Origin of the sequence: Streptomyces sp. NPDC091416 (genome assembly GCF_044756845.1) — a bacterium.
GTDB lineage: Bacteria > Actinomycetota > Actinomycetes > Streptomycetales > Streptomycetaceae > Streptomyces.
Genome location: NZ_JBIVTU010000005.1, coordinates 280,160 through 292,278 on the forward strand (window position 1 = coordinate 280,160; position 12,119 = coordinate 292,278).

Annotated in this window: 12 protein-coding genes; 4 read left to right on the forward strand and 8 right to left on the reverse strand. The window is 71.6% G+C overall.

Annotation, left to right across the window (positions count from 1 at the left end; translation table 11 throughout):
* Window positions 1-3: 3 nt before the first annotated feature.
* Complete coding sequence (locus ACIQMX_RS17460) at window positions 4-531, reverse strand: cupin domain-containing protein (protein ID WP_402478869.1); 528 nt, start codon at window positions 529-531, stop codon at window positions 4-6.
* 434 nt (window positions 532-965) lie between these two features.
* Here ACIQMX_RS17460 and ACIQMX_RS17465 point away from each other — a divergent pair, with 434 nt between their 5' ends.
* Complete coding sequence (locus ACIQMX_RS17465; RefSeq protein ID WP_402478871.1) at window positions 966-1,919, forward strand: nitroreductase/quinone reductase family protein; 954 nt, start codon at window positions 966-968, stop codon at window positions 1,917-1,919.
* Between the two features lie 663 nt (window positions 1,920-2,582).
* Here the strand turns inward: ACIQMX_RS17465 and ACIQMX_RS17470 are convergent.
* The 5 genes from ACIQMX_RS17470 to ACIQMX_RS17490 form a co-directional block, all read right to left on the reverse strand.
* Window positions 2,583-3,014: an NUDIX domain-containing protein gene (locus ACIQMX_RS17470; protein ID WP_402478875.1), complete on the reverse strand. Its 432-nt coding sequence runs from the start codon at window positions 3,012-3,014 to the stop codon at window positions 2,583-2,585.
* A 305-nt stretch (window positions 3,015-3,319) separates the two neighbouring features.
* Entirely contained in the window at window positions 3,320-4,783 is a 1,464-nt protein-coding gene (locus tag ACIQMX_RS17475; RefSeq protein ID WP_402478878.1) for a sialate:H+ symport family MFS transporter, read from the reverse strand.
* A gap of 64 nt (window positions 4,784-4,847) precedes the next feature.
* On the reverse strand, window positions 4,848-5,528 hold the full coding sequence (locus ACIQMX_RS17480; protein WP_363067115.1) for an N-acetylmannosamine-6-phosphate 2-epimerase: 681 nt from the start codon (window positions 5,526-5,528) through the stop codon (window positions 4,848-4,850).
* On the reverse strand, window positions 5,525-6,481 hold the full coding sequence (locus ACIQMX_RS17485; protein WP_402478881.1) for an ROK family protein: 957 nt from the start codon (window positions 6,479-6,481) through the stop codon (window positions 5,525-5,527). The genes ACIQMX_RS17480 and ACIQMX_RS17485 overlap by 4 nt, the downstream gene beginning before the upstream one ends.
* Window positions 6,478-7,437: a dihydrodipicolinate synthase family protein gene (locus tag ACIQMX_RS17490; RefSeq protein ID WP_363067117.1), complete on the reverse strand. Its 960-nt coding sequence runs from the start codon at window positions 7,435-7,437 to the stop codon at window positions 6,478-6,480. Before ACIQMX_RS17490 ends, ACIQMX_RS17485 begins: the two co-directional genes overlap by 4 nt.
* Window positions 7,438-7,587: 150 nt before the next feature.
* Between ACIQMX_RS17490 and ACIQMX_RS17495 the strand changes: the two genes are divergently transcribed.
* A complete protein-coding gene (locus ACIQMX_RS17495) occupies window positions 7,588-8,283 on the forward strand; it encodes a FadR/GntR family transcriptional regulator (RefSeq protein ID WP_402478885.1) in 696 nt (231 codons plus the stop codon).
* Between the two features lie 86 nt (window positions 8,284-8,369).
* Here ACIQMX_RS17495 and ACIQMX_RS17500 read toward each other — a convergent pair whose 3' ends face one another.
* Window positions 8,370-8,960, reverse strand: a complete 591-nt coding sequence (locus ACIQMX_RS17500) for a TetR/AcrR family transcriptional regulator (protein ID WP_402478887.1) — start codon at window positions 8,958-8,960, stop codon at window positions 8,370-8,372.
* Window positions 8,961-9,077: 117 nt separating this feature from the next.
* On the opposite strand from ACIQMX_RS17500, the gene ACIQMX_RS17505 reads away from it, so the two are divergent.
* Both ACIQMX_RS17505 and ACIQMX_RS17510 read left to right on the forward strand, forming a co-directional pair.
* Window positions 9,078-10,202: an ABC transporter permease gene (locus tag ACIQMX_RS17505; protein WP_363067120.1), complete on the forward strand. Its 1,125-nt coding sequence runs from the start codon at window positions 9,078-9,080 to the stop codon at window positions 10,200-10,202.
* A complete protein-coding gene (locus tag ACIQMX_RS17510) occupies window positions 10,199-10,882 on the forward strand; it encodes an ABC transporter ATP-binding protein (RefSeq protein WP_402478891.1) in 684 nt (227 codons plus the stop codon). The genes ACIQMX_RS17505 and ACIQMX_RS17510 overlap by 4 nt, the downstream gene beginning before the upstream one ends.
* Before the next feature lie 15 nt (window positions 10,883-10,897).
* Here ACIQMX_RS17510 and ACIQMX_RS17515 read toward each other — a convergent pair whose 3' ends face one another.
* Window positions 10,898-12,079: an FAD-dependent monooxygenase gene (locus ACIQMX_RS17515; protein ID WP_402478894.1), complete on the reverse strand. Its 1,182-nt coding sequence runs from the start codon at window positions 12,077-12,079 to the stop codon at window positions 10,898-10,900.
* Window positions 12,080-12,119 lie beyond the last annotated feature (40 nt).

Consider the following 12,119-nt stretch of genomic DNA (forward strand, 5'->3'; position numbering starts at 1 on the left):
GGCCTACTCCGCCCCGGGCTCGAAGTCCTCGGTGAAGTAGCTGTCGTGCCGGATGCGGAACCGCTTGAGCTCCTCACCCCCGCGCTGCGAGACCTCCGCGACCCGTTCGAAGTACTCCTCGCGAGGGGCGCCCGGGGAGAACAGCATGAGCATGGACATCGGCTCGTCGGTCACGTTCTTGAAGGCGTGCAGCCCGCCGACCGGTACGTACAGGAAGTCGCCCGCACGGCCGGTGACCCACGCCTCGCCGTTGTAGAGCTCCAGTTCGCCGGACAGGACGTAGAACGACTCCGACATCGCCTTGTGGAAGTGGGTCCTGGCGCCGGCGGCCCGTGCGGCCAGATCCACCTTGTACAGGCCGAACTCGCCGCCGGTCGACTCGTTGGTCGCCAGGTAGTGGGTGGAGCCGCCACCGGGCGAGGAAATGTCGGGCGGAGTGCCGGCCGGCCGGAAGACCGCGTTCACTTCGCCCCTGTCGCCGAGATAGCGGGGCTCCGGGTACTCGGGGTGGCCGGCGTCCGGGTACGACATGATGCGCTCCTTCGGAAGGGTTCCACCCCATGGTGGCTTCCGCTCCGGGAAGGCGACATCGGGCTTGCGGATGATCGCGGGCCGGCGAGGAATGAGGACCCGGGACCTAGGGCCTCTCGTTCGGAACCTGCCGGGCTCGGGATGGGCCCAACCCCGTTATGCGGCACCCTGGTTGCCGTTGCCCATGCCCGAGTGGCGTTGCTCGCCATGCGGGGATGGTGTTACCTTCCTGCTGAGCCCCGTATGGGCCTACGCATGGAGGTAGCGGCTACTCAGCCATTACAGAGATCGGCACGTTCCGTCTCTCGCAGCTCGTCAATCCCTTCCTGGGATTACTGCGCCCATCTTTACTGCGTAAGCATGCGGGGTATTTCTGTGTCGATTTCCGGTGGCGTGGCCCTCCTCCGCGATCGAACGCCACGGAAAGGCAGTGCATGAGCGAGGACAGGGCAGAGAGCCGGGAAGCGCAGCCGGAGTCCTGGGCGGGCTTCGACGTCAATGAGTTCCAGCGTCGGGTCATCGCCGAGTTCCGGGCGAACAACGGGAAGATGAGCGGCATGTTCGAGGGCTGGACATTGACCGTGCTGACCACTGTCGGAGCCAGGAGCGGCCTGCGCCGGGAGAGCATCCTGGGTTATCTCGAGTTCGACGGAAAAGGAATTGTCGTTGCGTCCGCCAATGGCGCCGACAAGCACCCCGCGTGGTACCACAACATCCGCAGGAACCCGATCGTGACGGTCGAGACGGGCACCGACACCTACCAGGCGATCGCGGCCGTCCCACCGGCCCGGGAGCGTGACAAGCTCTTCGACCGCGTGATCACCGAGGCACCGGGTTACGCAGACCACCAGGCACGGACGACCCGGGAGATCCCGGTCGTCGTACTGAACAGGATCGGCCCCCGGCCCGGCGAGGAGCGGGTCAAGGGCATGGGGGACTGGGTCGTCGAGGTGCACGGCTGGCTGCGTGAGGAGCTCGGGACGCTCCGCACCCGGGTGGACCGGGTCATCGAGGGCGGCGCGGACACGATCGAGCGGACGCAGCCGGACCTCGCCCAGCAGATGCGCACCCACTGCCTCAGCTTCTGCGGGGCGTTGAAGAAGCATCACGGCGGCGAGGACGCGGCCGTGTTCCCGATGCTGGCCAGGCAGTTTCCCGCGCTCGCCCCGGCGCTGGCCCGGCTCGGCGAGGAGCACAAGGTGGTGGCACGGCTGCAGGACGACATCCAGCAGCTCGTCGACGGCTTCGTGCCGGGTGAAACCGACCCCGCGCAGCTGCGCACCGACCTGGAGCGGCTGGCGAACCAGTTGGAGTCCCACTTCGCATACGAGGAGGAGACGATCGTGACGGCGCTCAACGCCACCGCTCCGGCCCCCAGGTTCGGCTGACCATCCACCAGCGCCCCGGGCCGGTTCCTGCCTTCCCTGCCCGGGGCAGCCGTCCGTCGCGCCAGGATCAGCGTTTCATCAGGGCGAACACGCCCCGTCCCAGGTACCCCGCGCCGGCACCGGACGTACTTCGCCGGCCCCGTGGTGAGCTCCGCGCGCATCTCTCGGGACAGCCCTGAGAAGCCATCTCATTCGGCGAGTCTGCGGGAGCAGATGAGGGGGTCGGCGATGCTGGTGAAGGCTAGGAAGTGCTCGGCCTTGAACCGGAGTCCTGACTTGCTTCAGAGCCGTCTTCGCCCGGTCGTGGAGATCCCAGGTCAGGGGCTCGTGGTGCGGGGGGCGTCGTGGAGCCGACTCGCGGCTGCGGGACGTGTTCGCCGAGCCGCTGCCGCTGCTGGACGGGGCCGCGGCGGCGGGTGAGCCGCTGGCGGTGCTGCCAGTGCTGTTGCACCTGCTGTGGTCGCACGAACTGGCGGTGGATGTGTCGGTGCCCCCGCACGGCAGCTGCTGGCTATCGAGGACGGCAGCGAAGCCGTCACCAAAGAGCTGCTGGAGTGCGTCCCGATCGACGTCGCCGGTGGGCAGTCCGGACAGCTCACTGCCGGCGCCCAGGCGACCCGGAGGAGGCGCGCGACGTGAGCTTGAGGCAACACGGTCGAGTCGCTACTCGCAGATGAGTCCATTCTTCCTCAACAGCGGGAGAACGTGATCCCGAACGGCAGGAGCGAGCGTTACATCCGTCTCGTGACCGGAAATCCACCGCATGCCTGCCAATTCAGCCGCGGGCTGCGGTTCATGGCTGATGCCTGCCTCGAAGACCGTCATACGCATAGGGATTCCCTCCAGCGCGGCCACAGCCTCAACTTCTGTAAGAAACCGTGGCCCCACAGGAGAAACACCGAGTTCCTCCATCAACTCCCGAGTCAGCGCCTCCAATGCGTCCTCGCCCTGGTCCGGCTTACCGCCCGGCAGATAGAACACCTCAGGAGCCGCCTTCTTGCTCACGACCAGCAGTCGCCCCTCCGAGACCACTGCGGCAGCTGCCACGAGCAGAGGGGCGACGGTGTCGTGACTCATAGGGTCCTCTCGTGTCATGCGGACCATCCTGCCAGGCATCGCCGAACAGGTTTCACCACCCCTCTACTTCGCAGAAAGGCACCGATGCTCCCGCGCACGTTGCCCGACCCCGTTCCGGCTGACCGTCTCGAAATCCCCCTTCTTGGCCGCCATCTCATTTGGATGCTTCGGTATTCCGTGGGTCATGGTGGGGGTCGTTGAGCGTCTGGTGCCGGACGAGTTGTGGGAGTTTTTCCAGCGGGTGGTGTGGGCGACGAACTGCCTGCCGGCCCACGGGGGCACGGCCGTCGGTGTCATTGCCACCGCTCCGTCGGCACGCGTGCCTACCGGTCCACCGGCACGCGCGCGTCGGCCGACGGCGTCGCCACGGCCGCCAGGTGGTCCCGTTCGGCGTCCGGGTCCGTCAGCCGGTTCAGCCGGGCCGGTACGTCGAGGCCGACCAGCAGGACCACGATCACCGTGCCCGCGAACGTCAGCACCGCCAGCGCCCGGCCCAGGTCCATCCCGGAGGCGAGATGGGCGCCGAGGACCGGGGCGACGGCCCCGCCGAGGGCGCCCACGTTGTACGTGAAGCCGAGTGCCGCACCCCGGCTCGCGGTAGGGAAGTGACCGCCGATGTAGCGGGGGAGCAGCCCGGAGATGCCGAAGCTCGTCGCCTGGAGCAGGAAGAGCAGGATGCCGAGCAGCATCAGGTTGTTCCGCACCGCGAAGACCGGATAGACGAAGGCGAGCGAGGCCAGCAGCGTCAGCGCGTACGCCTTCTTCGTGCCGAGCCGGTCGCCGAGGAAGCCCGCGACCCAGCAGCCGACCATGGTGCCGAAGCCCGCGAAGTACAGCACGTCGGTGACCTGGTCCGTGGTGTAGCCCAGTTCCGTCTTCAGGTACGTGGGCAGCAGGGCCTGGATCGGCCAGGAGTACAGGAAGGCGAAGAACAGCGTCACGATCATCGACAGGTACAGCACCCAGCCGCGCTTGCCGCCCAGCTGCACGGCGAACGCGGCGAGCGAGAGACCGGCGATCACCGAGAGCACGGGGACCAGACCGGCCCCGCCCGGCGTGAAGACGAGGAAGAGCGAGAGCGTGGCGACGACGGCCAGGGCCGTGTTGGCGGCTGCCCGGGCCCGGGTCCGGAACAGCGGCCGGAACGGATTGGGCTTCGCGCCCGTGTCCGCCACGGACTCCGTCCATTCCTCCGCCTCCGGCAGTGCCCGCCGCATCCACAGCGCGATGGCGATCGGGATGAGGCCCAGATAGAACATCCAGCGCCAGCCGAGCGAGGGCACCACCCAGTTGTAGACCTGGGCGGCGAGCACCGAGCCGACCGAGAAGCCCGAGATCAGGAAGCCGCTGGCCCGGTTGCGCAGGCCGGCGGGCCAGCTCTCCATGACGTACGTGGAGCTGGCGCTGTACTCCCCGGCCATGCCCATGCCGATGGCCAGCCGGGCGGCGAACAGGCTGGTGTAGTCCCACGCGAATCCGCAGGCGAAGGTGCCCACCGAGTACAGCAGGATGCTGAGCACCATGGAGAGCTTGCGGCCGAAGCGGTCGCCGATGGCGCCGAGCACGGCGCCGCCCAGCCAGCGGGTGATGAACGCACCGGAGATCAGGCTGGCCGCCTGCACCGTGCTCAGGCCGAACTCGTCACTGATCTCGGTCAGCACGAGGGTGATCAGCACGAAGTCGAAGCCGTCGAGGACATAGCCGATCCAGGCGGCGAAGAACGACTTCCACTGGGTGCGGCTGATCTGGCGGTACCAGGGGAGCGTGGGGGGTGTCGAGGTCTGCACGGTGACTCCAGGGTGCGGGACGGCGCCCGGTCATTTGAACAGCCGTCCCGCGTATGGGGACAGATCAGGGCCGGGTGATGCCTGCCACGAAGCGGGCGGTCAGAGCCGTGGGAGCGGTGATGGCGGTGCCGACGACGACACTGTGGGCGCCGCGCTCCAGGGCCTCGGCCGCTTCCGCGGGGGTGTTGATCCGGCCTTCGGCGACCACGGGGACGTCGATGGCGGCGGAGAGCGCCGCGACCAGACCGAGATCGGGGCCGGTCAGCTTCGGCGTCCCGGGAACGTAGCCGGACAGGGTCGTGGAGACGAAGTCCGCCCCCAGCTCCGCCGCCGCGATGCCCTCGGCGAGGGTGGAGACGTCGGCCATGACGAGGGCGCCCGCCGCGTGGACCGCCTCGACGAGTTCGGCGAAGGTCGAGCCGTCGGGGCGCGGCCGGTCGGTGGCGTCCGCGGCCACGACGGCCGCGCCCGCCTCGGCGACGGCCAGGGCGTGCCGGACGGTCGGGGTGATGAACACGCCGACGTCGCCGTCCTTCCACAGGCCGATGACCGGCAGGTCGACGGCGGCGGTGATCGCGGCGACGACCTCCGGATCGTTGGCCCGGATCGCGGAGCCGCCACCGGCGACGGCCGACAGGGCCATCCGTACCAGCGTGGACGTCTCCCGCATCGGATCGCCGGGGGGTGCCTGGCAGGACACGATCAGTCTGCCCCGGAGGGTGGTGGCCAGTTCCTGCGCGGTCATCGGAGAGCTCCCGGGTGGTGGAGGGGAAGGGTGGTGGTGAGCAGTGCCGCGCCGAGCACGGCCGCGTCGTGGCCGAGCAGCGGGGCGCGGGGGACGAGCCCGCGCAGCGGAGCCATCAGCTCGGCGGCGAACGCGGCGCGCAGGGCGTCCTCGTGCAGCGCGCCGATCCGCGGGACCCCGCCGCCGATCACGACCCGGTCGGGGCCGAGCACGTTGGCGAGCCCGCCGAGGACATGGCCGGCGGCGGCCGCGCCGGTGGTGATGGCGGTGACGGCGTGGGCGTCGCCCTGGGCGGCGCGGGCGGCGACGGTTTCGAGGCGGTCCACGGGGGCGCCGGTCAGCCGCTCGTAGTGGGCGGCGATCCCGGGCCCGGAGGCGATGACCTCCAGGTGGCCGGTGGCGCCGCAGGTGCAGGGCAGCCCGGCCGCCTCGGGGCTGGGCAGGTGGCCGATGTGCCCGGCGATGCCGGCCGCGCCGTGCAGCATCCGGCCGTCGACGGCGACGGCGCCGCCGACTCCGGTGCCGATGGCGGCGAAGAGCAGCGAGCCGTGGCCCCCGCTCCGCGCGTTCAGGGCGGCGAGCTCCGGACCGGCCGTGGCGCGCACGTCGTTGTCGCAGGCCACGGCGTAGCCGGTGCGGTCGGCGAGCCCGGCACCGAGCGGGGTGCCCGCCCAGCCGCGGAGGGAGTCGGTGGCGCTGGTGACCATGCCGGTACGGGGGTCGATGACGCCGGCCGCCGCGATGCCGAGCACGGACGCGCTGCGGGCCGGGTCGACCTCGGCGGCGGACGCGGCGAGCGCGTCGAGCACCGCCGCGGCGCCTTCCCGGGCCGGGGTGGGCCTGCTGTGCCGGGCCAGGACCGTGCCGTCCGCGGCGAGGAGTGCGGCGGCGATCTTCGTGCCGCCGAGGTCGAGACCGACGACGGGCCCCGCGGCCGGTGCGGAGGAGGTCATCGGACCGGCGGCAGGCCGGCGTCGCGCAGCCGTCCGGAGACGAGCGCGACGGATTCGGCGGACAGCTGGATCTGCGGGAACGCGGTGTCGCCGCACGCGATGACGCCGAGCAGCTGGAGCGCCGACTTGAACGAGCCGAGCGCCGAGGAGCTGCGGCCCATGTCCGCCTCGGGACCGGCGTCGACCATGGCGAACAGCTCGATCAGCCGCTCCTGTTCCTTGGCGGCCAGCGTCCAGTCGCCGGCCCGCGCGGCCTCGTAGAGCCGTACGTAACCGGCCGGGTCCACGTTGCCGATGCCGGGGACGACCCCGTCGGCTCCGGCGAGCAGCGCCGCGTCGACGGTCAGCTCGGAGCCGGTGAGGATGCTGAAGCCCGGGACCGGGCCGTTTGCGCGGCCCTCGCGGCCACCGAGTTCGACGATGAGCCGGCGCAGCCCGCCCTCGTCGCCGCTGCTGTCCTTGAGTCCGGCCAGGGTGCCGTCCTCGGCGAGTTCACGGACCAGCGCGGCGGACAGCTTGCTGTGCACGGCGACCGGGATGTCGTACGCGAACAGCGGCAGGTCCACCTCGGCGCGCAGCCGGCGGAAGTGCCCGGCGATCTCCTTGGCGTGGGTGCGGGTGTAGAACGGCGCGGTCGCGACCAGCGCGTCGGCGCCGAGAGCGGCCGCGGACTTGGCATGCTCGACCACCCGGGCCGTGGTGGTGTCGATGACTCCGGCGAGGACCGGGACGCGGCCGTCGGTCGCGTTGACGACGGTCTCCAGGACCGTGGCGCGCTGTTCGTCGGTGAGATAGGCGACCTCGCTGGTGGACCCGAGCGCGAAGAGGCCGTGCACGCCCCCGCCGATGAGGTGCTCGACGAGGCGGACGAGCGAGGCGGTGTCGATCTCCCCGCGGGAGTCGAGCGGGGTGCAGACGGGCGGGACGACGCCGCGCAACGGTGCGGTCAGAGACATGGTGAAGGCTCCAGCTGATCGGGACACCGATCCGTGGCCCGAGTGGCTACCCGGATCGAGACATGAGACGTAAGATGTCCTATGTCTGGCCCACCTTAAACAGATGCTCCTGGGAACGGTCAAGGGGCGACGGCACCTCAGGAGGACGTTGTGGCGCGGCCCACCATGGCTCAGGACATCGAGCGCCGGATCAAGGAACTGATTCTGGAGAGGCGGCTCGCGCCGGGCGACGCGCTGCCCACGGAGTCCGAGCTGATGGAGCTCTTCGAGGCCGGCCGGGTATCGGTGCGCGAGGCCCTCAAGTCGCTCCAGGCGGTCAACGTCGTGGAGATCCGCCGGGGGTACGGCACCTTCGTCGGCTCGCTCTCGCTGTCGCCGTTCGCCGAGGGCCTGGCCTTCCGCGCGGCCGTCCGCCACCGTCAGGGCGAGCTGGGGCTCGCCGAGCTGATGAAGGTGCGCGAGGCGCTGGAGGCGGGGCTCGTCGGGACCGTCGCGGCCGGCGTCCCGGACGAGGACCTCGACGTCCTGCGCGCCCTGGTCGCGAAGATGGAGGAGGAGGCCGGTACGGGCCGGGTGGCGCGCTCCACCGACCGGGCCTTCCATCTCGCGCTCTACGCCTCGCTGGACAACCACCTGCTCAGTGAGGTGCTCGACGCGTTCTGGGCGGCCATGGACCGGGTGCGCGAGGACTTCGACGACGGCCATCAGGACCCGTCGGTCACCTGCGCCCAGCACCGCGAGATCGTCGAGGCCGTCGCCGCGGCCGACGGCGTACGGGCGGTACGGGCGATGCGTACGCACTTCGACGGCATCCGCTCCCGGCTGGAAGGCTCCCCGGTCCGGTGAGTCCGGGGGACGTCACGCCTTCGGCGTCGGCCCGGCGGGTTTCCGGCGTCTGCCGGCCGGCGTCGTCCGGGTGAGCCCCGGGGTCCTCACCGCTCCGGCGTCTTCCCGGTGATCGCGGTGACGGCCATGCGGACCGCCCGGTCCGTCACCGCGGCCGCGTCGTCGCCGTTCTCGATCGCGGTCGTGGCCGCGTTGACGATTCCCTGGAGGAGCACCGCCGTGCGGCGCGGGTCCTCCTCGCCCAGTTCCGTCAGTGCTCCGATCAGCGGAGTGAGCAGCTCCCGGTGGACCCGCGCCGCGCTCTCCCGCACCACTGCCGCGTCCCGCACCCCCGCCAGCGCCTGGGCGATCCGGTGCTCCCCGCCGCGCACCAGGTCCAGCTGCGACGACACGTAGGCGGCGATCTTCTCCTCGGCCGTGCCGGCCGACGACATTCCGGCCCGGATGGCGTCCGTCCAGCGCGGCATCGCGTCCTCGACGACCGCGGCGAGCAGCTCGGGGCGGCCCGGGAAGTACTTGTACACGCTGTTGCGGGCGAGGCCCGTGGCCTTGGCGATCGCGGTGAAGGTCACGGCGTCGGCGTCGCCGCTCTCCAGCAGTTCGCGTGCCGCCCGCACCAGGGCCAGTCGCTGCTGGGCGTGGTGCTCGGCAACCGTGGCGGCTCTGATCCTGGGCACCGGCCCAGTCTAGAAGCCACCGGTCTCCGGACCGACCCCCACTTGGGGACGCGGCGTCCCCATCATCTATGTTGGCGACACACCGTCCCTAACATCGATCCACCGAAGGGAACCGCCGTGTTCCTCGCTCTGCTGGAGCTGCGCGCCGCCCGAGGCCGCTTCCTGCTCATGGGATCCGTCGTGGTGCTCGTCGCCGCACTCGTCGGCATCGTCTCCGGGTTCACCACCGGCCTGGGCGACGACACCATCTCCGCGCTGCGCCGTCTGCCCGCCTCGCAGCTCGTCTTCGCCTCGGGCGCGAAGTCCGACCAGTTCGCCCGCAGCCTCCTCGACGAGAAGACCGCTGCCGCCTGGAGCGCGGACGCGGACGCGGAGACGACTCCGCTGGGCGTCTCCATCACCCGCGGCACGACGAACCGCGGCGCCGAGGTCGATCTCGCCGCCTTCGGCGTCGAGCCCGGCTCCTTCCTGGCCCCCTCGGTGACCCAGGGTGCCGGCCTCGCGGGCGCGGGGGCCGGCAGCATGGTGATGTCCGCCAAGCTCGCCGACGAGGGCGTGCGCGTCGGCGACACCCTCGTCATCGACCGGCTCGGCATCGAACTGCGCGTCGTCGGACGGACCGAGCGCTCCAGCTACGGCCATGTGCCCGTCGCCTACGTCCCGTTGAAGACCTGGCAGCGCATCCGCTTCAGCACTCCGGGCGCCCCGGCCTCGCGGGGCGCCGCGGTCCCCGGCCAGTTCAGCGCGCTGGCCCTGCGCACCACGCCCGGCGGGTCCTCCACCGCCACCCTCGACGCGCGGTACTCCACCACCACGCTCGCCAAGGAGAAGGCGTACGAGGCGGCCCCCGGCTACACCGGCGAGCGCCTCACCATGAACTCGATCCAGGTCTTCCTCTATCTGATCGCCCCCCTCGTGGTCGGCGCCTTCTTCGCCGTGTGGACCGTGCAGAGGCAGCCCGAACTCGCCCTGCTGCGCGCCATGGGCGCCTCCCGTAGGCGCCTGCTCGCCCACACCGTCCTCCAGGCGGCCCTGGTCGTCGTCCTCGGTACGGCGGCGGGCGCCGTGCTCGCCGGAGCCGTCGGGCTGCTGGTCGGCGAACAAGTGCCGTTCAGCCTGCCCGCGTCCACCCTCGCCCTCACCATGTGCACCGTCGCGGCCGTGGGCCTCGCGGGCACCGCCCTGACCCTGCGCCGGGTCACCCGAGCCGACCCGCTGACCATGCTGGGAGCCAACCGATGAGCCTCGAACTGAGCGGCGTCACCGTCACGTTCGGCCGCACCGACGCCCGTACCACCGTCCTCGACGCTCTCGACGTCGCCTTCGAACCCGGCCGGATGACCGCTCTCGTCGGCCCGTCCGGCTCCGGCAAGTCCACGCTGCTCGCCGTCGCGGGCGCGCTGCTGCGGCCCACCGCGGGGCAGGTCCTGCTCGACGGTGAGGACCTGGCCGGGCTCTCCGACTCCCGGCGTGCCAAGGTCCGCCGCGAACGGATCGGATACATGTTCCAGAGCGGCAACCTGCTCTCCGGCCTCACGTCCGCCGACCAGCTGCTCGCCGCCGTCCACATCGGCGGCGGACGCCCGCGCGCACACCGTGCCCGCGCGGAGGAGGCCCTGACCCGGGTCGGGCTCGGCCATCGGCTGCGCCACCGGCCCGAACAGCTCTCCGGCGGCGAACGCCAGCGCGTGGCCCTGGCCCGTGCCCTCTTCCTCTCGCCGAAACTGCTGCTGATCGACGAACCGACGGCGGCCGTCGACCGTTCCCAGGCCGGCGACCTGGCCGCGCTCCTCGCCGAACGCGCCCACCAGGACCACTGCGTCACCGTCGTGGCGACGCACGACCCGGCCGTGGCGGAGGCGGCCGACCGGGTCGTGGACATGGCCGCTCTGACCACGGACGCGGCACCGGTCACCCGCTGAATCCCTCCCGCGACGTCACTCCCGCCGGATCCTGCCGTACAGGTAGCTGCCGGCGCCGTCCAGCGTGGCGCGGCTCCACCCGGCCACCTCGGCAGGGCCCATCACCCCCCAGTCCGGGGTCCGTTCGACCATGGCGTGTCCCAGTCTCCGGCCGAGGGCGACCAGACGGGCGCCCTCGTCCGACCGCTCGTCGGCGTACCGGTGCAGGGCCTCGGCGGCCGACGAAGAGGCGCGCAGGGCCCGCTCCAGGCAGAGCGCGTCCTGCAGCGCCTTGGTCGCGCCGCTCGCCGTGTGCGGCCGGGTGATGCTCGCGGCGTCGCCCGCCAGCAGGAACGGCGGCTCCGCGACCCGGGGCACATGGAAGTCGGCGACGTCGTGGCAGGCCAGGGAGGTGTGCGCGCCGAGGCCGACGATCTCGGCCCAGTCCGCGGGGAAGTGCTCCTCGGCGACGCGCCGCACGTACTCCTCGCGCCCGGCGGTCCACGACGGCGGGGGAGGCGGGCCGTAGATGGCGTAGGCCAGCAGCCGGGAACCGTCAACGGCGCCCGGGATCAGGTAGAACACGCCGTGCCCGCCACGGAATCCCAGCGTGATCCAGGCGGTTCGCACCAGTTCCAGCGCGTGCGGGCGGCCGGCGAGGGCATCGAGCGGGAGGGTGCCGCGCCACACCGCGTAGCCCGCCGGAACCGGCCGTACCTCCGGGGCGACGGCCGCTCGTGTGACGGACCGCGGCCCGTCCGCCCCGACGACGATGTCGTACCGCTGCTCGGAATCCGCCGTACGGATCAGGGCACCGCCCGACGGCTGACGCAGTACCTCGGTGACGGGGCGTCCACGGTGGTACGTCACACCGGCGGCGTTCGCCCGCAGTGTGCGCCACAGCAGACCCCAGTGACATGGTGTCACCGCAGCTTCCTGTCTGGCCAGTTCACGTGCCTCCTGCCGACCGGGTTCCCGGGCCAGCCAGATCCGTGAACGCACCGGGGCGGTCGGCATGCCGGCGTCCAGATAGCCGGCCCGCACCAGCTCCGCGTGGAGCGGCGGCGGGACGACGATGCCGAACCCCCGGTCCTCCAGCGCCCCGTCGCTGCGCTCGTACACCGTGACATCGGCCCCGGCCCGGGCCCCGGCGATCGCCATCGCGCAGCCGGCGACGCTCCCGCCGACCACTCCGATGCGTAATCCGGCTCCCGCCACGTCCGCCACCGCCCTTTCCGGTCACTGTGCGTGGCACCCA